Genomic DNA, 21,952 nt, shown 5'->3' with positions numbered 1-21,952 from the left:
TGGGAGGATTTTCGTTGTTACATACACCGTAACAACTGTTGCAACAGTAGCAACGTCTGTTATGCTGCGTCAAGCATGGAAAAATGAGCTCAGCGACCGTGGAGGGACCTTGCCCAGACCGGCCAGCTCTGCCGTGGACAAAGCCCTGGACCTCATCGAGACCGTCGTCCGGGCCGATCGCCCGCTCCGCCTCAGCGAGCTGGCGAACCAGGCGGGGATGCACCGCGCCACCGCCTACCGCATCCTCGTCGACCTGGTCCGCCGCGGCTGGATCATGCGGAGCCAGGATCACTACCTGCCCGGCCCCGTGGCGCTGCAGTTCTCCCAGGCGGCGGCCGCCAGCTCGATCGTCGTCCTGAGCCGGCCCGTGCTCCAGACACTGTCCGACCAGACGGAGATGATGGTGAACCTGCAGGTTCTCGAGCCCGAAGGCGGGCGGGTGATCGACGTCGTGCGGCCACCGCGGCTGGCGATGATCACCGACCTGCTGGGCGAGCTGCTGCCGATCCACAAGTTCGCCGGCCCCATGGCGCTGGTGTCCGCGCTCGACGAGACCGCCCGGGTCCCCTACCTGCGCGCCGCCGAGCAGCAGGGCCATCCGGCGGCGGCCAAGGCCGAGCTGCTGGAGGAGATCGAGGCGGCCCGGCGCACCGGCTTCGCCCTGGAGCGCGGGCGCAACGAGGAGGTGATCGCGTCGCTGAGCCGCGCCGTGCTCACCGGCAACGGGCGCCCGATCTGCGCGATCACGATCGTCGGCCTCGACAGCGAGTTCGACGACGCCACGCTGGCCAAGCTGAAGGACCACCTCACCACCGCCACGGACGAGCTGCGGCGCGCCCTCGACGGCACGGCCGCCGGAGCCGACCTTGACTGACACCGCGGTGAGGGGGGTTCTCGTCCTGGACCGCGACCAGACCAGGGCGGCATTACCGTCCGACGCGCTCCTCGCCGCGGTGCGCACGGCGCTCGTCGCCATCAGCCGGGGGGAGGCCTCCGCGCCGCCGCGCGTCGCGGCCCGCTCGGCGCACGGGCTGCTCGGCGCGATGCCGGGCTACGTGCCCCGGCTCGGGCTCGCCGCCAAGCTCGTGTCGGTCTTCTCCGCCGTCACGGCGGGGGGCCACGGCGCCCATCGCGGCATCGTCGCCTACTTCGACGACGAGACCGGCCGGCCGCTGGCGGTCATGGACGCCGAGACGATCACCGCGGTGCGCACCGCGGCCACCGCGACCGTGGCCATGCGGGCCCTGGCGCGACCGGACGCCGCCCGCATCGCCGTGATCGGCACCGGGACCCAGGCCCGCGCCCAGATCGCGCTCGTCGCGGCGATGGAGTCGGCCGAGCTGCTGGTCGGCGCCCGCGATCGGCAGCACGCCGAGCGCATCGCCGCCCCGTTGCCCTCGGCCTCCGCGACCAGCATCGAGGCCGCCACCCGGAACGCGGACGTGGTCTTCTGCTGCACCTCCAGCAGGGAGCCGGTGCTGCGCCGGTCCTGGCTCGCCGACGGCGTGCACCTCAGCTCGGTCGGCGGCTCCGAGGGGCCCGAGTTCGACGGGGACACGCTCGGGGCGTCGTCGCTGTTCGTGGAGTGGCCGGGCGCCGTGACCGAGCCGCCCCCGGCCGGCGCCTGGGAGCTGCAGGGCACCGACCCGGCGCGGGCGGAGCTGATCGGCGCCGTCCTCGACGGCGCGCATCCGGGCCGCCGGTCGGCCGGGGAGCTGACGGTCTTCAAGTCCACCGGGCATGCCGCGCTCGACGTCGCGGCGGCCTCGGTGGCCTACCGGGTGGCCCGCGAGCGCGGGCTGGGGTTCAGCGTCGACCTGTGATCGCGTACGCCGCCCGCCCCGTCATTCGGCGGGCGGCACCGCGACGACCGGCCGGTTCGCCAGCGGGCTGGAGAAGATCATGGTGCTCGACGGCTTGCCGTAGACGGCCAGCCGGTCGATCAGGGACTCGAACGCGGCCATCGACGGCACAGCGATCTTGAGGATGCTGCACACGTCGCCGGTGACCCGGTGGATCTCGCGGATCTCCGGCCAGGCCGCCACCTCGGGGTCGCGCAGCACGCAGGTCGGCCCGTAGCAGGTCAGCTGCACGAAGGCGGCCACCCCCCAGCCGACCCGCCCCGGGTCAACCGTGGCGTGGTAGCCGGTGATCACGCCGGTCTCCTCCAGGCGGCGGATCCGCTCGGCCACGGCCGGCGGCGACAGGTGGACCCGGCGCGACAGCTCGTTGAAGGAGAGCCTCGCGTTGTCCTGGAGCTCGCGCAGCAGCTCCCAATCCATGGCATCCATCGCGGCTCTTTCGTTCGCAAAGCGGTTGGGCGGATATCCGTACCGAATGTAAGGCCAATCGAGAGAAAGGCCACTTCATCGGCATTCCATCACACCGTATCGCCTCGGCATCATGAGAGGCCGACACAAGCGAAAGGAATGCCGCATGCCACGCGTACGTCCGATCTCAGCCGGTGAACGGGCCGAGCGGGCCAGGGCCGGGGGCGGGCTGCCGACCCTCGACTTCGAGCAGGAGACCCCGTACGACACCTATGTCGGCACCGGCGCCCTCCTCGACCTGCAGCGGCCCATCAGCGACGCCCCTGGCGAGATGTCGTTCCTGGTGATCACGCAGGTGATGGAGCTGTACTTCAAGCTCATCGCCTACGAGCTGGGAGGCGCCCAGGAGTCGCTGCGCGCCGATCGGGTGCCGGACGCGACCCAGGCGCTGCGCCGTACCGCCCTGCACCTGGAAGGGCTGAACGGCAGCTGGCGGGGGCTGAGCTGGATGACGCCGTCGGACTTCAACCGGTTCCGCGACCTGCTCGGCGAGGCTTCGGGGCTGCAGTCCGGCATGTACCGGCTGGTGGAGTTCAGGCTCGGGCTGAAGAGCGAGGCGCTGCTGCGGCCGTTCAGGCGCAGCCCCGGCGGTGACGCCCTGCGCCGCGCGTTCGGCGAGCCGAGCGTCTGGGACGACACCGTCGCGCTGCTCGCCCGGCACGGCCACGACCTGCCGGACGACGTGCTCGGCCGCGATCACGGCGCCGAGTACGAGCCGCACGACGCGGTCGAGCGTGCCTGGGTGGCGGTCTACCGGGACGACTCGCCCGGCAACCAGCTCAGATGGCTCGGTGACGCGCTGACCGAGGTCGCCGAGCGGTTCGGCGACTGGCGCTACCAGCACGTGGCCGCGGTGCGCAGGTCGATGGGGGCCAAGCCGGGCAGCGGCGGCTCCAACGGGCTGGCCTGGCTCGAACGCAGCATGACGCGAGTGGTCTTCCCGGAGCTCTGGTCGGCCCGTACCCACATGTAAGGACAAATCATGACTGAAGATGACGCGCGGCGGCGGGACGCCGACGATCCCGGCCACCGGGACCTGTTCCTGATCCCGCCCGCCCCGGGCGGGGCCCATCGGGAGTGCGCCTACTTCGCCGGCAACTCGCTCGGGCTGCAGCCCCGAGCCGTCCGCGACGGCCTGCTGGGCGACCTCGACGCGTGGGCCGGGCTCGGCGTGGAGGGCCACCTGTCGGGAGAGCGCCCCTGGGCCCGCTACCCCGAGCTCCTCGTCGAGCCCGCCGCGCGGCTGGTCGGCGCGCTGCCCGAGGAGACGGTCGTGATGAACACGCTGACCGTCAACCTGCACCTGCTGATGGTCTCCTTCTACCGGCCGCGCGGCGAGCGCGTCCGCATCCTCGTCGAGGAGTCCGCGTTCCCCTCCGACAGCTACGCGGTCCGCAGCCAGGCGCGCTTCCACGGCCTCGACCCCGACACCACCGTGGTCAGGACGGCCGACCCCCTCGGCCACCTCGCCGCCGAAGGCGACAGGGTCGCGCTGGTGCTGCTCGGCGGCGTCAACTACCTCACCGGCGAGCTGCTGGACATCCCCGCGATCACCCGGGCCGCGCACGCCGCGGGCGCGACGGTCGGCTGGGATTTGGCCCACGCCGCCGGGAACGTCCCCCTGCGGCTGCACGAGTGGGGGCCCGACTTCGCGGCCTGGTGCTCCTACAAGTACCTGAACTCCGGCCCCGGCGCCCTCGCCGGCGCCTTCGTCCACCAGCGTCACCTCGGCGACCCGGCGATCCAGCGTTTCGAGGGCTGGTGGGGCACCGATCCCGGCACGCGCTTCCGCATGGATCCCGTCTCCAGCCCGCCCCCGAACGCCGGAGCCTGGCAGCTCTCCACCCCGCCCGTCTACGCCATGAGCGCGATCCGCACCTCGCTCGCACTCTTCGACACGATCGGCATGACGGAGCTGCGCGCCCGCAGCATCCGCCTGACCGCCTACCTGGAGAGCCTGCTCGACGAGTGCACAGTGGTCACCCCGGCCGAGCCGGAGCGCCGCGGCTGCCAGTTGTCGCTGCGCGTGCCCGACGCCGGCGGCCTGTCGAGAAGGCTGAGCCAGGCGCACGGGGTGATCGCCGACTCCCGCAACCCCGACATCCTGCGGCTGGCCCCGGCACCGCTCTACTCGACGTATCACGACTGCTGGCGCGCCGCCGAGGCCATCAGGAAGGAGCTGTGACGGGCAGGCCGTCATGCCGGCCTCACGCGGACGGCGTACTGTACGTGATCGCGATCAGTCCCGGCGTGGCCGCCCGGCGGCCTCCTGCCGATCCGTAGGAAGGTTCCACCATGACCATCGTCACCGCCGACCTGTACGACGAGCGCGGCGAGCAGTTCGACTCCTGCGACCTGCAGCTGCGCCAGTACGGCGGCCGCCGCGCCTTCTCCGGGCGGATCGTGACCGTGCGCTGCCACGAGGACAACGTCCTGCTCAAGTCGGTCCTGGCCGAGCCCGGCGAGGGCCGCGTCCTGGTCGTGGACGGCGGCGCCTCGCTACGCTGCGCGGTCATGGGCGACGTCATCGCCGGGATGGCCGTGACGAACGGCTGGGCCGGGGTGGTCATCAACGGCGCGGTCCGGGACGTCGTGGCGCTGGGCGAGCTGGACCTGGGCATCAAGGCGCTCGGCTCCAACCCCCGCAAGAGCCGCAAGCAGGGCGCCGGGGAGCGCGATGTGCCGGTCACCTTCGGCAACGCCGTCTTCTCCCCCGGCGCCGAGCTCTTCTCCGACGACGACGGCATCCTCGTGACCCGGGCACAGCGCACGGCCTGACGGCGCGGCCCGAAGGACGCGCCGCGATCCGCCGCCACCACTCCGCCGCCCGGGCGCCGGTCGGGTTCGACGAGTTCCGGGTCCGCGACGGCCGGGTCCGGTCCTGCCGCGACCACCTCAGCCCCCTCGCGCCCATGGAGGCACGCGGCACCGGGGAGACCTGAGGCCCCTCCCGGCCCGCGAGCAGGGGACGGGCTCAGCCGGGCTCAGCCGGGCTCGCCCGCGAGCACGGCGACGGCTTCGACCTCGACGAGCTGGTCGCTGTAGCCGAGCACGGTCACGCCGAGCAAGGTGCTGGGCACGTCGTGCTCACCCATGTACTCCCGGTACACCTGCCACGCCGCGACGAGGTCGCTCTGCCGGGAGGAGGCCACGTAGACGGTGGTCTTGACGACATCGGTCAGCGCCGCGCCCGCCCCTTCCAGCGCGGTCACGAGGTTGCGCATCACCTGATGCGCCTGGCCGGCGTAGTCGCCGATCGCGACGGTGTCGCCGTTGAGGTCGAGGGGACAGGCGCCTGCCACCCAGATCGAGCGCACCGGCGCGTCGGCGACCGCGGCGTAGGCGTACTCCACCTGCTGCGTGAGCTGGTGGTTGCGGATCAATCTGACACTCTTGCTCATGTCTTGCTCCATCCAGAAGGTTCATCATGCCGAATTCATCGGGGCCGGCTCGGTGAGCGCCCCGGGATCGCGACGATCTCATCCGACTCCGTGCCGCTCATCCGACTCCGTGCCGCCGGACCACGTGAGCGCGGGCGCGAGGGCCGCCAGGACGTGCCCGGCCGAAGCCCGGTACCCCGCCACCAGATCGACCCCGTTCGTAAGCATTCGGCTATGATCTGCACGTGCCTATCGTCTGTCAACTGAATATCTTGGACCCGTGACGAGCCGCCGCGACCTGGCCGAGATGCTGCATCCGCTCCTGCGGTCGCTCGTCGCCGCCGAACGCCCCGTGCTGGCGGCGCACGGGGTGTCCATGTGGGGCTACGCCGTGCTCGGCGCGCTGGACGACGGTTCGGTACGCACCCAGGCGGCGCTCGCCGACGCGATCGGCGCTGACAAGACCCGCATCATCGGCACCCTCGACACCCTGCAGGCAGCCGGTCTCATCACCCGCGAACCCGACCCGCGCGACCGCCGCGCGCGCATCCTCGCGATCACCGGCGCGGGCCGCGAGATACGCCGCTCGGTCCGGGCCGAGATCCAGGCCGGCGAGGAGCGTCTGCTGGCGCACCTGCCCGAGGCCGACCGGCGCGGCTTCCTGCGCGCCCTCCACGCACTCCACCGGCTCGCCCGGCAGCCCGGGTGAGGCCGGGACCGGGCCGGACACCGGGCCGGTGGACATAGCATGGCCTGGTGGGATCGTTGTGGCCGGTGTGCTCACCTGGCGACGAGCGCCGTCGCGGGTGATCGTCCGTCAGGCCGCCGCCACGAGACGCCCCGCCACCGTCCCTTGATCCGCTGTGCCGGGAGTGTGCATGAGCGACCGCCTCACCGCCTCGATGATCAGCCAGGCGGCCGAACGGTTGCGTCCGGTGACCAACCGCACCGCGCTGGAGCCGAACGAGCGGCTGTCCGGCCTGCTCGGTGGCCAGGTGCTGCTCAAGCGCGAAGACGCGCAGGTCTGCCGCTCCTACAAGGTGCGCGGCGCGTACAACCTGATCGCCTCGCTCACGGAGGCGGAGCGGCGGCGCGGCGTGGTGTGCGCGAGCGCGGGCAACCACGGGCAGGGCGTCGCGTTCGCCTGCGCGCGCCTGGGGATCAGCGGTCGTGTGTACGTCCCGTCCACCACGCCGAGGCAGAAGCGTGAGCGCATCGCGGCGCTCGGCGGCGACCGGGTGGAGGTCGTGGTCGGCGGCGGCACCTACGACGAGGCCAGCGGCGCCGCGCACGCCGACAGCGAGCACGGCGGCGCCGTCTACGTGCATCCGTTCGACGACGTGCGGACGATGGCCGGGCAGGGCACGGTCGGCCTGGAGATCCTGGCGCAGTGCGAGGAGGCGCCGGGCACCGTGGTCGTCCCGGTCGGCGGAGGCGGCCTGATCAGCGGCATCGCCGTCTGGCTGCGCGAGCACTCGCCCGCCACCCGCATCGTGGGCGCCGAACCCGCCGGAGCGGCCAGCATGCGCGCCGCCCTGGCCCACGGCGGGCCTCTCGCGCTGCCCGAGCTGGACACCTTCGTGGACGGCGCCGCCGTCGGGAGAGTGGGAGACTCCACGTTCCCCCTGGTCAGGGAGCTGGTCGACGAGATCGTCGCGGTCGACGAGGGCGCGGTGTGCACCGAGATGCTGGATCTCTACCAGTCCGACGGCATCATCGCCGAGCCCGCCGGGGCTCTCGCCGGCGCGGCCGCCCGCGAGCTCCTGCCGTACGCCCCGGACGGGCCCGTGGTGTGCGTGGTGTCGGGCGGCAACAACGACGTCAGCCGCTACAACGAGGTGCTCGAACGCTCCCTCGTGCACATCGGGCTGAGGCACTACTTCCTGGTGACCTTCCCGCAGCGGCCCGGCGCCCTGCGCCACTTCCTGGACGAGGTCCTGGGCGAGGGCGAGGACATCATCGCCTTCGAGTACGTCAAGAAGAACAACCGCGAGACCGGCCCGGCGCTCGTCGGCATCGAGCTGGAGCGGCCCGGCGACCTCGACAGCCTGCTGGTCCGGATGAAGGCCGGCCCGCTCACGGTCGAACGCATCCCGCCGGGGTCGCCGCTGTTCACGTTCCTCCTCTGACCACGGCAGCTCCCGGGCCACTCCGGTTGCCGTCTGCTGACACAGCTGGGGAAATCTGTGACTATTCACCATGTGGCGGACGAACTCCAGGTCGCGGCAGGGCGGCACGGCCCCCTCGCAAGATTCACCGCCGTCCCGGCGTCGCCCGACGTGTACGCCCTGGGGGAAGGCCCGCTCTGGGACGCCGCTCGCGCGCGGCTGCTCTGGGTGGACATCGTCGCCGGGGCCGTGCACGAGGGCACCCTCGACCACGGCGGGGTCACCGCCACGCGCCGGCACGCCTTCGGCTCCACCGTGGGCGCGGTCGCCGTCGCCGCCGACGGCACGCTGATCGTCGCGGAGAAGGAGACCCTCACCAGGATCGACGTGGACGACCGCCGCACCGAACTGGCCCGGGTGCTGCCCGAGGGCGCGCCCAGCAGGCTGAACGACGGTGCGGTCGACCCGGCGGGCCGGTTCCTCGTCGGCAGCCTGGCTCAGGACGACCGCCACGGGCTGGAGGTGCTGGCCCGCCTCGACGCGGGCGGGGTGACCTACCTCGACACCGACCTCGTCCTGTCCAACGGCCTGGCCTGGATCGATGACCGGCTCTACAGCGTGGACACCGTCCCCGGCACGATCTGGGTACGCGACTACGACCCGGCCACCGGCGAGACGGGCCCCAGGCGGAAGGCGTTCACGATCACCGACGGCAAGCCCGACGGCATGTGCGCCGACGCCGACGGCAACCTGTGGATCGCCAACTGGGGCCGCGGCCGCGTCGAGTGCCGCACCCCCGCCGGCGACCTGCTGGCCACCGTCGAGACCGGCGCCCCGCACACCACCAGCGCCGCCTTCGCCGGCCCCGACCTCGACGTCCTCGTCATCACCACCTCCACCCGCCACCTGACCGGCCCCGGCCCTCGCGACGGCCGGCTGTTCACCGCCGAGGTCGGCGTGCGCGGGCTGCCTGCCCCTTACTGGTCTACGGAGAATCTGCCGTGCATCTGATGCGTATCGGCGCGCCCGGCGCCGAGAAGCCGGTCGTCCGCGTCGACGACACCCACTACGCCGACGTCTCCGACATCACCCCCGACTTCGACGAGAAGTTCTTCGCCGCCGGCGGCCCCGCCCTGCTCGCAGCCCTGCTCGCCGACCGGGTCGCCCGGGGCGACGTGCGGGAGTTCGCCGGGGAGCGGATCGGCGCGCCGTTCGCCCGCCCGCACCAGATCCTGTGCATCGGCCTCAACTACAGCGACCACGCCGCCGAGACCGGCCACCCCGTCCCCGACGAGCCGATCCTGTTCACCAAATCGCCCAACACCCTCGTCGGCCCCCACGACGACGTACGCATCCCGCGCGGCTCGACCAAGACCGACTGGGAGGTGGAACTGGGCATCGTGATCGGCCGCCGCACCTCCTACCTGGACTCCGTGGAAGAGGCGAAGGCCGCGATCGCCGGATACGTCCTGGTCAACGACGTCAGCGAACGCGCCTTCCAGATGGAACGCGGCGGCCAATGGAGCAAAGGGAAGTCCGCCGAGACCTTCAACCCGGCCGGCCCCTGGCTGGCGACCACCGACGAGATCCCCGACGTCACCAGCCTGGGCATGTGGCTCGACGTCAACGGCGTGCGCCGCCAGACCGGCACCACCAAGACCATGATCTTCAACCCGTACGTGATCGTCCACCACCTCAGCCAGTTCATGGTGCTGGAACCCGGCGACCTCATCAACACCGGCACCCCGCCCGGCGTCGGCATGGGCCACGACCCGCAGATCTGGCTCCAGCCCGGCGACGTCGTGGAGCTCGGCATCGACGGCCTCGGCACCCAGCGCCAGCACGTCATCGGCCCCCGGTAGTGCGCGCACTGGTGCTCACCGGCCCCGGCAAGGCCGAGGTCCAGGAGGTCGAGCCGCCCGTCGCGGCACCCGGCGAGGTGGTGGTGGCCGTCGAACGGGCCGGCGTGTGCGGCACGGACATGGAGCTGTTCAGCGGCGAGATGAGCTATCTGCGCACCGGCCGCTCCCGGTACCCGTTACGGCCCGGCCACGAGTGGTGCGGGCGCGTCACCTCGGTCGGCGCGGGCGTGGACGACGACCGGCTCGGCCGGCGCGTCACCGGCGACACCATGCTCGGCTGCGGACGCTGCGACCGCTGCCGAGGCGGCCGCCATCACGTCTGCGCCGACTCGGCCGAGATCGGCATCAGCCGGGGCCGCGCGGGGGCGCTGGCCGAGCAGCTCGCGGTGCCCGCCACGGCCGTGCACCTCCTGCCGGACACCGTGGATCCCGCGCTCGGCGCGCTCGCCGAACCCGGCGGCAACGCGCTGCGGGCCGTGCGCGCCGCCGCGCTGGAGCCGGGCGAGCGGCTGCTCGTCCTGGGCACGGGCACGATCGGCCTGCTCGTGGCGCTGTTCGCGCGCGCCCGGGGCATCGACGTGCACCTGATGGGCCGCGACCAGGAGGCCCTGCCGCCGGCCCTTCAGCTCGGCTTCGACGACGTCTGGACCCGGCGCTCGCTGCCGCCGCTGCCCTGGGACGCCGTCGTCGACGCCTCCAACGCGGCCGAGCTGCCCGCCCTCGCCGTGCGCCTCGTCGAACCCGCCCGGCGCGTCGTCTACATCGGGCTGGCAGGCGCCCCGTCCACGGTCGACACGCGCGACCTGGTGCTCAAGGACGTCACCGCCGTCGGCGTGCTGGGCGGTTCGGCCGGGCTGGAGGGAGCCATCGCCGCCTACGCCGACGGCTCGGTGGACGCCCGCCCGCTCGTCGCCGCCACGATCGGTCTCGCCGAGACCGCCGGCGTCCTCGCCGGCCGCCGTCCCGCAGGCGCCGGGCCCGGCCCGAAAATCCACATCGACCCGCGCCGCTGAACCGGACCCGGCGTCCGGCGATCGTCCCCGACAGGGGATCACCCGCCGGTGCCGTGCTCCCGCGCGCGGTTCGCGGTGAATTCGGCGATCTGCTCGGCGAGCACTTGCGGCGCGTCGAGGTGGACGAAGGTCCTGGCGTCCGGCACCTCGACGAACTCGGCGTCGTGGAACGCCTGCCCGAGGCGCCGGCCGAGGGCGACGGGGAACGCGCGATCGGCCGTGCCCCAGACGATGCGGACGGGCTTGCGGAAGTCGCCCAGCCTGGTCGAGACGTCGAGCAGGTCGCGCGGGTCGACGGCGCGCAGGAAGCGGACGGCGTCCTGCCGGATCCGCGCGTCGGTGAGGGCGGGCTCGATCCACGACCGGGTCTGGGCGGCGTCCAGCTTGCGGGCCAGTAGCCCGAAGCCCAGCGGCGAGTGCCGGAATCCGCGCACGCGCATCGGGAGCAGGTTGACCTTCATCCGCCGCTGACCGGCGAGCAGCCGGAAGACGACGTTGAACGGGAAGGGCGGGAAGGTGTCGAACGCGTCGCAGTTGGTGAGCAGGACGCGCCCGACCCGGCTCGGGCCGGTGTCGATGACGTACTGGGCGAGCGCCCCGCCGGTGTCGTTGCCGACGAGGGTGACGTCGTCGAGGCCGAGCGCTTCGAGGAAGGCGCGGATCTGCCCGGCGACGCCGCGCGGTGACTGGTCGGCATCGGGACGCATCGGTCTGCGGTGCGCGCCCAGCGGCCAGTCCGGCGCGTACGACCGGATGCCCCGCGCGGCGAGCAACTCGGCGACGCCGGACCAGACGGCGCCGTTGACGAGGAAGGCGTGCACGAACACCACCGGCGCCAGGGCGGAGTCGGCCGGCCCGGCCGCACGGTAGTCGAGGGGGCCGCTGGGAAGCTCGATCGTCGGCATGGGACGCTCCTTCGCTCCGCGGTGAAGTAACATACAGTGTGTATGAAACTTACGGACAGACTGTATGAAAAGTTCAGCGAGAACGCAAGCGGAGCGGACGGCCGCCACCCGCGCGGCGCTGGTGGCGGCCGGCCGGAGGCTGTTCGCCGAGCACGGTTTCGCGGGCGTGGGCACCGAGACGCTGGTGCGCGAGGCCGGGGTCAGCCGGGGCGCCCTGTACCACCAGTTCGGTGACAAGACCGAGCTGTTCGCCGCCGTCCTCGCCGACGTCGAGGGCGAGGTCACGCGGAGTCTCGCCACGGCGGTGCTCGCGGAGGGCGAGGCCGACTTCGTGACCACGATGAGGCGCGCGGTCGACGCCTGGCTCGACGCCTGCGGGAGCGCCGACGTGCAGCGGATCGTGCTCATCGACGGCCCGGCGGTGCTCGGCTGGGTGCGCTGGCGTGCCATCTGCCAGCCGCACATCCTCGGGCTGATCGAGTCGGTGCTCGCCGCGGGCGTCGCGAACGGCACCCTGCTCCCGCTGCCGGTGAAGCCGCTCGGGCACATCCTGCTCGCCATCGCCGACGAGGCCGCCCTGTACCTGAACGCGGCCACCGACCACGCCACGGCACGGGACGAGCTCACGCGGGTCATCGAGCCCCTCGTACGGGCGCTCGTCAAGCCCTGACCACGCCGGGCCGAACCGGGCGCGGGTTCCGCAGAGCAGAATTGGCTGTTCTGCAGAGTGCGCCAGGAGCAGCATGGGCCGCATGAGCACCCAAGACTCCCCGGTGCGGCTCCACGCGGCCGACGCGCCGGGCCAGCCCGACGTCACCCCCGCGCTCGAAGACCTCTACCGAGGTTTCGAGCAGGAGCTGCTGGTGCCGCTGTGGACGGAGATCGGCGACCTGATGCCGGCGCATCCCCGGTCCCGGGCGGTGCCGCACCTGTGGCGCTGGGCGAACCTGCGCGGGCTCGCCGAGCGGGCCGGCGCCCTCGTCCCGGTCGGCCGAGGCGGCGAACGGCGGGCGATCGCGCTGGCGAACCCGGGCCTGGGCGGCCGCCCCTTCGCGACCCCGACGCTGTGGGCCGCGATCCAGTACCTGATGCCCGGCGAGGACGCCCCCGAGCACCGCCACACCCAGCACGCCTTCCGCTTCGTCGTCGAGGGCGAGGGCGTGTGGACGGTCGTGAACGGCGACGCCGTGCCGATGCGCCGCGGCGACTTCCTGCCGCAGGCCGGCTGGAACTGGCACGCCCACCACAACGCGACCGACCGGCCGATGGCCTGGATCGACGGCCTCGACATCCCGTTCCAGTACGTAACCGAATCGCAGTTCTTCGAGCCCGGCCGCGACGCGATCGGCGACGCCGAGCGGATCACGCCCGAGCGGTCCCGGTCCGAGCGGTTGTGGGCCCACCCCGGGCTGCGCCCGCTGTCCGTCGGCGAACTCGGCCCGGGCACCCCGCTGCTGTCCTACAAGTGGGAGTTCACCGATCGCGCCCTGGCCGACCAGCTCTCCCTGGAGGCCGAGGGCTTCGGCGGCACCGTCGAGCCCGGCCACGCCGCCGTACGGTACACGGATCCGGCCACCGGGGGCGACGTCCTGCCCACGATCCGGGTCGAGACCCACCGCGTCGTCCGCGGCGCCGAGACCACCCCGGTACGCGAGACCGGATCGTCGGTCTACCAGGTCTTCGACGGCTCCGGCACGGTCACCGTCGGCGCCAGGTCCTGGTCGGTCAGCCGAGGCGACCTGTTCGTCGTCCCTTCCTGGGAGCCCTTCTCCGCCCGGTCCGAGGCCGGCTCCACCGACTCCGGCTCCGGCGCGCTGGACCTGTTCCGGTTCAGCGACGCCCCGGTCTTCGAGGCCCTCCGGCTCAACCGCACTCACGTCGAAGGGGGCGCCCGATGAGGGTCGCCGCCGGCCCGCCGGCGAGGCCGGTGGACGTCCTGATCGCCGGAGGCGGCATCGGCGGCCTGAGCGCCGCCTTCGCGCTCGCGCGCGAGGGCGTGCGGGTGCGCGTGCTGGAGGCGGCCCGCGAGTTCGGCGAGGTCGGCGCCGGTCTCCAGATCGCGCCCAACTGCACCCGGATCCTGCACGAGTACGGGCTGCTCGACGAGGCCAGGAGTCTCGGCGTGCTGCCCGGGAGCATGGTGATGCGCGACGCCGTCGACGGGCGCGAACTGACCCGCCTGGACCTGGCCGACCTGGAACGCGAGTACGGCTTCCCGTACATGGTCATGCACCGCACCGACCTGCACGGCATCTTCCTGCGCGCCTGCCGGGGCGCGGGAGTCGACCTGATCACCGGCGCCCGGGTCAGCGGCTACGAGAACACCGCCTCCGGCGCCCGGGTGCTGCTCGCGGACGGCCGCGCCGACGAGGCCCGGATCGTCATCGCCGCCGACGGCCTGCACTCGGTGGCACGCGGGCTCCTGTCCGGCGACGAGCCGGTCAGCTCGGCCTACGTCGCCTACCGTGCCGCCATCCCCGTCGAACGCGCCGGGCGGGACGTCGACCTCGGCGAGGTCTCGGTGCACGTCGGCCCGCACTGCCACTTCGTCCGCTATGGGCTGCGCGGCGGCGAGATGCTCAACCAGGTGGCGGTCTTCCGCTCGCCGAAGGCTCTGGCGGGCGAACAGGACTGGGGCACGCCCGACGAGCTCGACGACGCCTTCGCCGGGACCTGCCGGGACGTCCGGGCCGGCATCCCGCTGATGTGGCGTGACCGCTGGTGGCGGATGTACGACCGCGACCCCATCATGACGTGGGTCGACGGGTGCGTCGCGCTGCTGGGCGACGCCGCCCACCCGCCGCTGCAGTATCTGGCGCAGGGCGCGGTCATGGCCATCGAGGACGGCTGGGTGCTGGCCAGGCACGTCGCCGCGCGCCGCGCCGGCGACGGCTCGATCGACTGGCGGGGCGCCCTCGCCGCTTACGAGGCCGTCCGGTCCGAGCACTGCCGGCGCGTCGTGACGACGGCCCGCGCGTGGGGCGAACTGTGGCATCTGGACGGCGACGCCCGCCTCCGGCGCAACGCGCTCCTGCGGGCCCGCGACATCCGCGACTACTCCTTCACCGACTGGATCTACGGGCCCACGGCGCTGACGCCGGAGGAGGAGCCGCCGATGTTCACGCCGATCCCGCTGGATCGCGCCGACGTCCTCGGCCCGACCGGCGACGCGGGCCGGGAGGCGCGCGCCCGCGCCTGAGGACTCACCCGCCGTCCGGCTCTGTCCCGTTCCGCCGCTCCGTGCATGACGCGCGGGAGTTCCGCCGAGACGTTCGTGCGCAGTTCATCCTCGGTGCGCGTACTCGGCGAGACCGTCGGCCATCCGCCGCATGAAGCGGGTCAGGTACCACCGCCAGAAACCGCCCGAGAGCGGCAGCCGGGGGTCGAAGACGGCGGACCAGGTGATGTCGGTGCCCCCGGCGGGCGCCGGGGCGAGATCGACGGTCCCTCGGTAGGACCGGAAGGGCCCGCCCTCGTTGTCGTAGACGAACCGCCGATCGGTGACCAGGTCGACGATCCGCTCCCGGGAGACGCTCCGGCCGGTGCGGAAGATCCTGGTGTCGCCGATCCGCTGCACCTCGGGGTCGCCGTCGACGTCGGCGGAGTCGATGGGGGACCACGACGGCCAGGTGGCCGCCCGGACGAGCGCCGCGTAGACGGCGCCGGGAGCGGCCTGGGAACGCGCGGTCACGCGGTAGGAGTACGGCATGTCCCCGACCGTAGGCACCGCCGCCGTCCGGGGACATGCGCGCGATTGCCGAGGATCGATCAGTTCTTGCGGTAGGCCGAGGGCCGGACGCCGGTCTGGCGCAGGAAGGCCGACGACAGCGCGCCCGGGCCGGCGAACCCGCACCGCCGGGCGATCCGCTCGACGCTGAGGGAGGTGGTCGACAGGAGCCGCCGCGCCCGCTCGATGCGCAGCCGGGTGAGGTAGCGGTGCGGGGTCTCCCCGGTGGCGTCCCGGAAGACGCGGACGAAGTGGTACACGCTCAGGTGGACCTCGGCGGCGATGACGGCCAGGGTCAGAGGCTCCGCCAGGCGCTCCCGCATGACGGCGATGCCCGCGCGGACGGCGGCGTGCTCGGGGCCGGGCAGGCGCTCGTCCCGGCCCCGGGCCAGCAGGTGCGTCGCGAGGAACGCCGCGGCGGACTCCGCGTACAGGTCACCGGCGGCGCCGGCGCCCGGCAGTGCGCGCAGGACCTGCTCCACCACCGGGTCTCCGGCCCGCAGGCCGGCGGACAGGGCTTCGAAGTCGGGCTCAGGCCCGTCCAGCGCTCCGGCGGCCCGCCGGACGGCCGGCGCCGGGATGTGCACCTGAACGGTGCTCAACCCGGACGCCGCCCGGTAGCTGAGCGAGGTGGCGCGCCCGGGGACCATGAGCTCCAGGTGGCCCGGCGCCCAGCGGCGCCGGACGGGTCTCCCGCCCGCGTGGGTCCGCATGTCGGCGTTCCCGGCCGTGCAGAGCACGAGGTGCAGGTCGGACACCGCGGGGAGCGCGAGGTCCTCGGCCTCGGGCGCGTGCCGGAAGCCCTGCACGAGCAGTGACCGCCAGCCGGCGTCGTCCCAGCTGTTGTACGTGTGCCGCACGTAGGCGGAGGTGTCGAAGCCGGCATAGGCCGCCACGTCGAAGTCGGCCGAATCGATCACCTCACGAGTTTAGGGGCGCCGGCATCCCGTCGGCGAACAGTCGCGCGTCGACCCGGTCCAGCGCGACGCGCAGCGCGCCCAGGGCGACGCTGTCGGCGCCGAGGTCGGAGGCCCTGATCTCGGGGACGCGCAGGCAGAGGCGGCGCAACTCCCGCTCCAGGGGGTCGATGAGCAGGTCGGCGGAGCGGGAGTAACCGCCGCCGAGGATGACGACCTGCGGGTCGAGGGCCAGCACCAGGGCCGCGGCCCCGACGGCCAGGTCCTTGACGTAGCGGCGCAGGGCGGTCCTGGCGTCGCGGTCGCCTTCGCGGGCGCGTTCGAAGACCCAGGCGGCCTTGTCGTTGGGGTGGATGTCGGCCGGCACGCCGGGGCAGTTCTCGATGTGGGAGGGGGCGGAGAGCCAGCGGACCGCCTTGAGCGCGCCGATCTCGCCGGCCGCTCCCCCGTAGCCGCGCCGCAGCGTGCCGTCGAGGATGAGGCCGGCTCCGGTGCGCATGCCGGCCAGCAGGTAGACGATGTCGTCGGCGTCCTGCGCGGCGCCCTGCCAGCGTTCGGCGACGGCGGCGAGCTTGCAGTCGTTCTCGACCAGGATCGGGCAGGCGAACCGGCCGGCGAGGTGCTCGGCGGGAGAGACGCTCGCCCAGCCCGGCAGCGGGGTGAACAGCGTGGTGCGGCCGGTCGCGTCGACGGGGCCGGTCACCCCGACGGTCACCGCCCAGATCTGGCCGGGCCGCATGCCGGCGGCCGTCAGGCACTGGGAGATGGCGGTGTCGACGGCTTCGAGCCGCGCGGCCGGGTCCGCGTCGGGCTCGACCGGCAGCAGGTGCCGGCGCAGCACCCGTCCGTCGAGGTCGGCGAGCAGGACCAGTATCTTGTGGCCGCCGACGTCGACGCCGAGCACGTGACCGGCGCCGGCGTTGAAGCGGTAGCGGCGGGCCGGACGGCCGACGGTGCTGCCGTCGGGCTCGACGATCTTCACCCACCCGTCGGTGACCAGGCCCCGGACCACGACGTCGGTCCCTGGCCGGGACAGGCCGGTGCGGGCGGCGAGCTCGGTGACGGTGGCAGGCGGCTGCCCCCGCATCGCCCGGACGATGCTGAGCGAGTTGAGCTCGCGGAGCTTGCTGACGTCGGCTCCGGCCCCGTCGGCCACCATGACCCCCCAATTATGCTTTGTTAAAGCGAAATTCTAGCGGCCTCTCACGAGATCGGATACTGCTGCCCGGGGTTCAGCGCCGCGCTGAAGTCGACGGTGCGGCCGTCGAGGGCGAAGCTGTACCGGCCGTTCCGGACGATCTCGGGCCGTTCCGCGAGGTAGACGGCCATGCGCTCGAGCTCGTCGGCGCTGAGCCAGGACGGCGGGTCGGAGACGGCCTTGAACCCGCAGATCGCGGCCAGGTCCCGCAGCCAGCTCATCTGGGTCTCGGTGAGCAGGTTGAGGCGGCTGCGGAAGTAGACGATGTCGGGGTCGACCTGGGCGAGAGGCGACTGCCACAGCCGGTGCAGCGTGTTCACCAGGGCGTTGTAGGCCATCGCGTCGGAGGGGTCGTCGGTGGCGTAGTTGGTCCACAGCGGGGCGACGTCGGGGCCGCTGCGCAGCCCGTCGACGAGCCCGAGCGAGGGCAGCAGCAGGGCGCCGCTGCCGAGCAGGTAGACCTCCGGGCCCGCGACGCGCCGGATCAGGTCGAGCGCGTCGCGATAGGCCCGTTCGCGGGGCGCGCCGGAGTGCCGGACGCCGGGGACGGCACCGGCGTTGATGAAGTCGAGCTTGAGATAGGTGAAGCCCCATTCGTGGACCACGCGGTGGATCATTTGGGTGAGGTGTTCCCGGACACCGGGGTGGGTGAGGTCCAGGGCCCAGTATCCGGTGCCCCAGTTGTGGCCGGCGACGACCGGTTCGCCGGCGGCGTCGCGCAGCAGGAACTCGGGGTGTTCGCGGGCCGTCGCCGAGGTGGGCAGCACGATGAACGGCGCGAGCCAGAGGCCGGCGCTCATCCCGCCGGCGGTGATCCGGTCGGTCAGGGCCCGCATACCGGAGGGGAACTTGTCGTTGGGCTGCCAGTCGCCCACGGCCCGCTGCCAGCCGTCGTCGACCTGGACGACGTCGAACCGCAGCCCGGCCAGCGCGGCGATGTCCTTGTTCAGCATCTGCTCGGTGATGCCCTCGTAGTAGGCGTACCAGGTGCACCACACGTTGCCGGCGAGCCGGTCGCTGCTGCCCAGCCGCTCGGCGAGCTGCTCGGTGTAGCGCGCGAAGACCTCCTGCTCGGAACCGTAGGCGACGAACCAGGGAGCTCCGTCGTCCTCGCACCAGCCGGCGAGGGTGTCGTGGTCGGCGGCCAGCCGGGGGGTGCCCAGCCCGAGGGAGCCCAGCAGCAGCACCCGGCCGTCGGCGCCCTGCAGCGCGGCCACGGCGGAGGAGTGGTGGCGGGCCGGGTCGTCCCAGACGGTGTCGTCGGCGGTCAGGCGGCGCCGGGGGTTGGCGATCCGCAGCGGGGGCTCGCTGCGGCGGCGCCAGCCGCACGGGCTCCAGGAGTTCTGGCCGTGCCGGTAGAACAGGGCGTCGCCGAGGCCGTGCAGGATCGCGACCCGGCCCGGGGGCAGGACCAGACCGCCGGGGACGGGCTCGGGGGGCTCGGAACCGGTGAGTTCGACCGCGAAGTCACGGCCGGCCAGGTCGACGAGCAGGGGCATGGTTCTCCTTCGAGCAGCAGTGACCGTCCGGCGGGTGGCCGATGGCTCCCGCCGAACGGGCAGAGGATGGAACGGTCAGCCGAACAGGCCGTTGACCTGCTGGTTGGCCTTCGTCAGCGCCTCGGCGGGCTCGGCCTGGCCGAGGATGACCGACTGCAGGGCGTCCTGGACGATCTGGCTGATCTCGGTGCCGTGGTCGGTGATCGGCAGCAGGAAGGTGCCGCCGGGGGTCTTGGTGTAGTCGACGTACACCTGCACGTCACGGCCCTTGGCCTGGTGGGCGGCCAGCGCCTTCTCGGCCGAGGTCCTGATCGCGGGGAACACCACGGCGTTGCCGGCGACCAGGTCCTGGCAGTCGGCCGACCCGAGGTACTTGACCCACTTCCACGCGGCGTCCTTGTTCTCGGTGCCCGCCCAGATCGCGTCCGACAGGCCGTTGATGGCGCTCTTGCGGGTTCCGGCCGGGCCGACGGGCAGCGGCGCGAGCGCGAACTTCTGCTTGGCGCCGTCGCCCAGGTAGGTGTTGATGGTCCAGGAGCCGGCGATCGTCAGCGCGGCCTTGCCGGAGTTCATCACCGCGTCGATGCCGAGCGTCGACTGCTTGTCGAAGCGGGGCGCGTACCCCTTGTCGGTCAGCGCCTTGTACCAGGTGATGGTCTCGATCAGCTTGGGGTCGTCGTACTTGTACCGGGTGCCCCACGGGTTCTTGTCCAGGTAGGTGAAGCCGTTGGCGGCGGCCAGTTCGCCCCAGCCGTTCTGGCCCTGGGAGCCGTCGTTCCACTCCGGCTGGTATCCGTAGACGGCGACGTTGTCCTTGTCGAAGTCCGGGTCGAGGCCGTCGCGGCCCTTGTCGTCGACGGTGAGCTTGGCGATGACCTGCTCGAAGCTGCCGCCGTCGGCGGGGTTCCAGGTGAGGTCGGCCAGGTCTGCGGGCTTGACGCCGGCCTTGTCGAGCATCTCGCTGTTGTAGACGACCGCCTCGGTGTCCCAGTCCTTGGGCAGCCCGTACCGGCGGCCGTCCTTGGTCCACAGGTCCGCCAGCCCGTCCTGGTACTGGCTCAGGTCGACCTTGTCGGCGTCGACGTACGGCTGGATGTCGAGGATCTGCTGGCTGGCCACGAACTGCGGGTAGTACGACACCTGGTTGGTCCACACGTCAGGGGCCTCCCCGGCGGCCAGCTGCGTGGTCAGGTTCTGCCAGTACTGGGCCCAGGCCGTCTGGGTGATCTTGACGGTGATGTTCGGGTTCGCTCGGTGGAAGGCGTCGGCGCAGGCCTGGTAGGAGGCCTGCTGGTTGTCGTCCCACAGCCAGTAGTCGAGCGTGACCTGGCCGTTCGCGGGGTCGCCGGTCCCGGATCCGCCGCCGCACGCGGTGAGGGCGGTGCCCGCCAGCAGCCCGCACAGCAGCGCCGCGCCGACCCGCTTCCTGTTGATCATCGAGGTGCCTCTTCCTGGGGGATGGGCCGAGGGCTGGAAAAGTTCCCTCTTGCCTTGTTCGCTCTCTCGAATAATGATGTGGCTCATCGAAAATTTGTCAAGGCTAGCTCATAAATGCCTTGGCGCACGTCATGTGGAGGCTTCGATGGCCCACTCCCCGATCAACCGGCCCGCACGGATGGCGCTGGTCGCCGTCCTGACCGCGGTCACGGCGGCGCTGCCCGCCACGAGCTCGGCCTCGGCCGCGGAACCGGGCTGGCGGCCCCTGGCCGCCGCGGCGGCTCCGGACGCCAATCCGCTGGCGGGCTTCATCCCCTACGCGGGCGCCTATACGACGTTCCCGCACTCGATGGAGTGGTTCTACCTGCCGCTGAACGCGGTGATGACCGGTCCGCACCGGTTCGACTGGCGGGCCCTGGAGGAACAGCTGAACGCGATCGCCGCCCGGGGCCACCAGGCGGCGTTCCGCTTCTACCTGGACTATCCGGGCAAGCCCAGCGGGGTTCCGCAGTTCCTGCTCGATCAGGGCCTGCTGACCCGCCCGTACGACGACTTCGGCAACGACGGGCGGAGCGTGTCGCCCGACTACGACGACCCGCACCTGGCCGCCGCGCTCGACCGGTTCATCGCCGCGCTCGGCCACCGCTACGACGGGGACCCCCGGGTGGGGTTCGTCCAGCTCGGCCTGCTGGGCTTCTGGGGCGAGTGGCACACCTGGCCGCACAACGGGGACCCGGGGACTGAGAACTGGTTCGCGTCACAGGCCGGGCAGCTCCGGGTGCTGAACGCCTACGACGCGGCCTTCGACGAGACCAGGCTCATGGTCCGCTACCCCAGCGCCGACAACAAGGCGCACACCATGGGCTACCACGACGACTCCTTCGCCTACTCCACCCTGCCGGGGCCCGGCTGGCACTTCATGGACCTGATGGCGCAGGCCGGGGCCACCGGCAAGTGGAAGACCGACACGGTCGCCGGCGAGCTGCGGCCCGAACTGCAGGGCTGCCTGTTCAACACGCCGATGGACTGCCCCGGCGACGGGGACAAGGACTTCGCCGCGAGCGTCACCCAGACCCACGCCTCCTGGCTGCTCAACCACTACGCCTTCAGCCCCGGCTACACGGGCGCCGCCTACGAGAACGCGCTGGCCGGCGCGAAGTCGCTCGGCTACCGGCTGCGGGTCACCGCGATGCGGACCGGCCACCGGCGCCACCACCTGGACCTCGCCCTCCGCGTCCGGAACGACGGCGTCGCCCCGTTCGCCTACGACTGGCCGCTCCAGGTGGCCGCCGTCGGCCGCGACGGCCGGATCGCCAGGACCTGGACGACGTCGTGGAAGCTGACCGGCATCATGCCGGGCGCGCCGGTCGAGCTCGCCGCCCCCCTGCGCACCGCCGGCCTGCGCGAGGGCGGCTACACGCTGGTCCTGCGGGCCGCCAACCCGCTGCGGAACGGCATGCCGCTGCGCTTCGCCAACGCCGGCCAGGACGGCACCGTCACCGGCTGGCTCACACTCGGCCGGACCCGGGTCTCCTGACCCGGGCCGTCCGCTCCTCGGGGGACCCGTCCATCCCAA

General features: G+C 72.6%; 22 protein-coding genes. 14 read left to right on the top strand and 8 right to left on the bottom strand.

Annotated features, from left to right (window positions below; translation table 11 throughout):
• Positions 1–109: 109 nt before the first annotated feature.
• Both ADY59_RS10995 and ADY59_RS10990 read left to right on the top strand, forming a co-directional pair.
• Positions 110–874, top strand: a complete 765-nt coding sequence (locus tag ADY59_RS10995; RefSeq protein ID WP_063780624.1) for an IclR family transcriptional regulator — start codon at positions 110–112, stop codon at positions 872–874.
• The gene (locus tag ADY59_RS10990) at positions 867–1,823 is read left to right on the top strand and encodes an ornithine cyclodeaminase family protein (protein ID WP_197093545.1); all 957 of its coding nucleotides are present in this window, start codon (positions 867–869) and stop codon (positions 1,821–1,823) included. Before ADY59_RS10995 ends, ADY59_RS10990 begins: the two co-directional genes overlap by 8 nt.
• A 21-nt stretch (positions 1,824–1,844) precedes the next feature.
• Here the strand turns inward: ADY59_RS10990 and ADY59_RS10985 are convergent, their stop codons facing one another.
• Positions 1,845–2,291 carry an Lrp/AsnC family transcriptional regulator gene (locus ADY59_RS10985; protein ID WP_049560956.1) on the bottom strand — a complete coding sequence of 149 codons (447 nt, stop codon included), beginning with the start codon at positions 2,289–2,291 and terminating at the stop codon, positions 1,845–1,847.
• Between the two features lie 145 nt (positions 2,292–2,436).
• Between ADY59_RS10985 and ADY59_RS51230 the strand changes: the two genes are divergently transcribed.
• The 3 genes from ADY59_RS51230 to rraA all read left to right on the top strand — a co-directional run bounded on the left by ADY59_RS51230 (position 2,437) and on the right by rraA (position 5,108).
• Positions 2,437–3,303: a tryptophan 2,3-dioxygenase gene (locus tag ADY59_RS51230; RefSeq protein WP_049560953.1), complete on the top strand. Its 867-nt coding sequence runs from the start codon at positions 2,437–2,439 to the stop codon at positions 3,301–3,303.
• A gap of 9 nt (positions 3,304–3,312) precedes the next feature.
• Entirely contained in the window at positions 3,313–4,515 is a 1,203-nt protein-coding gene (gene kynU / locus ADY59_RS51225; RefSeq protein WP_049560951.1) for a kynureninase, read from the top strand.
• Between the two features lie 110 nt (positions 4,516–4,625).
• Positions 4,626–5,108: a ribonuclease E activity regulator RraA gene (gene rraA / locus ADY59_RS10970; RefSeq protein ID WP_049560948.1), complete on the top strand. Its 483-nt coding sequence runs from the start codon at positions 4,626–4,628 to the stop codon at positions 5,106–5,108.
• 206 nt (positions 5,109–5,314) lie between these two features.
• Here the strand turns inward: rraA and ADY59_RS10965 are convergent, their stop codons facing one another.
• The gene (locus ADY59_RS10965; protein ID WP_049560946.1) at positions 5,315–5,731 is read right to left on the bottom strand and encodes a RidA family protein; all 417 of its coding nucleotides are present in this window, start codon (positions 5,729–5,731) and stop codon (positions 5,315–5,317) included.
• A gap of 259 nt (positions 5,732–5,990) precedes the next feature.
• Here ADY59_RS10965 and ADY59_RS10960 point away from each other — a divergent pair, with 259 nt between their 5' ends.
• The 5 genes from ADY59_RS10960 to ADY59_RS10940 all read left to right on the top strand — a co-directional run bounded on the left by ADY59_RS10960 (position 5,991) and on the right by ADY59_RS10940 (position 10,693).
• Entirely contained in the window at positions 5,991–6,419 is a 429-nt protein-coding gene (locus ADY59_RS10960) for a MarR family winged helix-turn-helix transcriptional regulator (protein ID WP_197093544.1), read from the top strand.
• A 169-nt stretch (positions 6,420–6,588) separates the two neighbouring features.
• Complete coding sequence (ilvA, locus tag ADY59_RS10955) at positions 6,589–7,839, top strand: threonine ammonia-lyase IlvA (RefSeq protein WP_049560943.1); 1,251 nt, start codon at positions 6,589–6,591, stop codon at positions 7,837–7,839.
• A 72-nt stretch (positions 7,840–7,911) separates the two neighbouring features.
• Complete coding sequence (locus ADY59_RS10950; protein ID WP_082310018.1) at positions 7,912–8,829, top strand: SMP-30/gluconolactonase/LRE family protein; 918 nt, start codon at positions 7,912–7,914, stop codon at positions 8,827–8,829.
• Positions 8,829–9,680 carry a fumarylacetoacetate hydrolase family protein gene (locus ADY59_RS10945; RefSeq protein WP_442937697.1) on the top strand — a complete coding sequence of 284 codons (852 nt, stop codon included), beginning with the start codon at positions 8,829–8,831 and terminating at the stop codon, positions 9,678–9,680. The genes ADY59_RS10950 and ADY59_RS10945 overlap by 1 nt, the downstream gene beginning before the upstream one ends.
• Positions 9,680–10,693, top strand: coding sequence for a zinc-dependent alcohol dehydrogenase (locus ADY59_RS10940; RefSeq protein ID WP_049560937.1), 1,014 nt, complete (start codon positions 9,680–9,682; stop codon positions 10,691–10,693). The genes ADY59_RS10945 and ADY59_RS10940 overlap by 1 nt, the downstream gene beginning before the upstream one ends.
• Before the next feature lie 38 nt (positions 10,694–10,731).
• On the opposite strand, the gene ADY59_RS10935 is transcribed toward ADY59_RS10940, so the two are convergent.
• Positions 10,732–11,598, bottom strand: coding sequence for an alpha/beta fold hydrolase (locus ADY59_RS10935; protein ID WP_049560935.1), 867 nt, complete (start codon positions 11,596–11,598; stop codon positions 10,732–10,734).
• Positions 11,599–11,662: 64 nt separating this feature from the next.
• On the opposite strand from ADY59_RS10935, the gene ADY59_RS10930 reads away from it, so the two are divergent.
• The 3 genes from ADY59_RS10930 (at position 11,663) to ADY59_RS10920 (ending at position 14,797) form a co-directional block, all read left to right on the top strand.
• Complete coding sequence (locus tag ADY59_RS10930) at positions 11,663–12,268, top strand: TetR/AcrR family transcriptional regulator (protein ID WP_049560931.1); 606 nt, start codon at positions 11,663–11,665, stop codon at positions 12,266–12,268.
• Positions 12,269–12,350: 82 nt separating this feature from the next.
• Positions 12,351–13,496 (top strand): cupin domain-containing protein, encoded by a 1,146-nt coding sequence (locus ADY59_RS10925; protein WP_082310024.1) that lies wholly within the window; start codon positions 12,351–12,353, stop codon positions 13,494–13,496.
• A complete protein-coding gene (locus tag ADY59_RS10920) occupies positions 13,493–14,797 on the top strand; it encodes an FAD-dependent monooxygenase (RefSeq protein WP_049560925.1) in 1,305 nt (434 codons plus the stop codon). The genes ADY59_RS10925 and ADY59_RS10920 overlap by 4 nt, the downstream gene beginning before the upstream one ends.
• Before the next feature lie 84 nt (positions 14,798–14,881).
• Here the strand turns inward: ADY59_RS10920 and ADY59_RS10915 are convergent, their stop codons facing one another.
• The 5 genes from ADY59_RS10915 to ADY59_RS10895 form a co-directional block, all read right to left on the bottom strand.
• Positions 14,882–15,307: an SRPBCC family protein gene (locus ADY59_RS10915; RefSeq protein ID WP_049560923.1), complete on the bottom strand. Its 426-nt coding sequence runs from the start codon at positions 15,305–15,307 to the stop codon at positions 14,882–14,884.
• Between the two features lie 59 nt (positions 15,308–15,366).
• Positions 15,367–16,245 carry an AraC family transcriptional regulator gene (locus tag ADY59_RS10910; RefSeq protein ID WP_049560921.1) on the bottom strand — a complete coding sequence of 293 codons (879 nt, stop codon included), beginning with the start codon at positions 16,243–16,245 and terminating at the stop codon, positions 15,367–15,369.
• A gap of 1 nt (position 16,246) precedes the next feature.
• Positions 16,247–17,401, bottom strand: a complete 1,155-nt coding sequence (locus ADY59_RS10905; RefSeq protein ID WP_049560918.1) for an ROK family transcriptional regulator — start codon at positions 17,399–17,401, stop codon at positions 16,247–16,249.
• A gap of 44 nt (positions 17,402–17,445) precedes the next feature.
• Entirely contained in the window at positions 17,446–18,939 is a 1,494-nt protein-coding gene (locus ADY59_RS10900) for a glycoside hydrolase family 36 protein (RefSeq protein ID WP_049560916.1), read from the bottom strand.
• A 75-nt stretch (positions 18,940–19,014) separates the two neighbouring features.
• The gene (locus tag ADY59_RS10895) at positions 19,015–20,376 is read right to left on the bottom strand and encodes an ABC transporter substrate-binding protein (RefSeq protein ID WP_049560913.1); all 1,362 of its coding nucleotides are present in this window, start codon (positions 20,374–20,376) and stop codon (positions 19,015–19,017) included.
• A 145-nt stretch (positions 20,377–20,521) separates the two neighbouring features.
• Here ADY59_RS10895 and ADY59_RS10890 point away from each other — a divergent pair, with 145 nt between their 5' ends.
• Positions 20,522–21,913, top strand: a complete 1,392-nt coding sequence (locus ADY59_RS10890; RefSeq protein WP_049560910.1) for a DUF4832 domain-containing protein — start codon at positions 20,522–20,524, stop codon at positions 21,911–21,913.
• The last annotated feature ends 39 nt before the right edge of the window (positions 21,914–21,952 follow it).

Origin of the sequence: Nonomuraea sp. SBT364 (genome assembly GCF_001083785.1) — a bacterium.
In the GTDB taxonomy this organism is placed as follows: domain Bacteria; phylum Actinomycetota; class Actinomycetes; order Streptosporangiales; family Streptosporangiaceae; genus Nonomuraea.
The sequence above is the reverse complement of the archived record's forward strand: the minus strand, read 5'-3'. Positions and strand labels throughout refer to the sequence as shown.

What these genes read in the sequence shown, in the direction of transcription:
- ADY59_RS10985 (WP_049560956.1), bottom strand. Translation starts at nt 2,291, where the DNA reads ATGGATGCCATGGATTGGGAGCTGCTGCGCGAGCTCCAGGACAACGCG.
- ADY59_RS51230 (WP_049560953.1), top strand. Translation starts at nt 2,437, where the DNA reads ATGCCACGCGTACGTCCGATCTCAGCCGGTGAACGGGCCGAGCGGGCC.
- kynU (WP_049560951.1), top strand. Translation starts at nt 3,313, where the DNA reads ATGACTGAAGATGACGCGCGGCGGCGGGACGCCGACGATCCCGGCCAC.
- rraA (WP_049560948.1), top strand. Translation starts at nt 4,626, where the DNA reads ATGACCATCGTCACCGCCGACCTGTACGACGAGCGCGGCGAGCAGTTC.
- ADY59_RS10965 (WP_049560946.1), bottom strand. Translation starts at nt 5,731, where the DNA reads ATGAGCAAGAGTGTCAGATTGATCCGCAACCACCAGCTCACGCAGCAG.
- ilvA (WP_049560943.1), top strand. Translation starts at nt 6,589, where the DNA reads ATGAGCGACCGCCTCACCGCCTCGATGATCAGCCAGGCGGCCGAACGG.
- ADY59_RS10945 (WP_442937697.1), top strand. Translation starts at nt 8,829, where the DNA reads ATGCGTATCGGCGCGCCCGGCGCCGAGAAGCCGGTCGTCCGCGTCGAC.
- ADY59_RS10935 (WP_049560935.1), bottom strand. Translation starts at nt 11,598, where the DNA reads ATGCCGACGATCGAGCTTCCCAGCGGCCCCCTCGACTACCGTGCGGCC.
- ADY59_RS10930 (WP_049560931.1), top strand. Translation starts at nt 11,663, where the DNA reads ATGAAAAGTTCAGCGAGAACGCAAGCGGAGCGGACGGCCGCCACCCGC.
- ADY59_RS10925 (WP_082310024.1), top strand. Translation starts at nt 12,351, where the DNA reads ATGAGCACCCAAGACTCCCCGGTGCGGCTCCACGCGGCCGACGCGCCG.
- ADY59_RS10920 (WP_049560925.1), top strand. Translation starts at nt 13,493, where the DNA reads ATGAGGGTCGCCGCCGGCCCGCCGGCGAGGCCGGTGGACGTCCTGATC.
- ADY59_RS10915 (WP_049560923.1), bottom strand. Translation starts at nt 15,307, where the DNA reads ATGCCGTACTCCTACCGCGTGACCGCGCGTTCCCAGGCCGCTCCCGGC.
- ADY59_RS10905 (WP_049560918.1), bottom strand. Translation starts at nt 17,401, where the DNA reads ATGGTGGCCGACGGGGCCGGAGCCGACGTCAGCAAGCTCCGCGAGCTC.
- ADY59_RS10900 (WP_049560916.1), bottom strand. Translation starts at nt 18,939, where the DNA reads ATGCCCCTGCTCGTCGACCTGGCCGGCCGTGACTTCGCGGTCGAACTC.
- ADY59_RS10895 (WP_049560913.1), bottom strand. Translation starts at nt 20,376, where the DNA reads ATGATCAACAGGAAGCGGGTCGGCGCGGCGCTGCTGTGCGGGCTGCTG.
- ADY59_RS10890 (WP_049560910.1), top strand. Translation starts at nt 20,522, where the DNA reads ATGGCCCACTCCCCGATCAACCGGCCCGCACGGATGGCGCTGGTCGCC.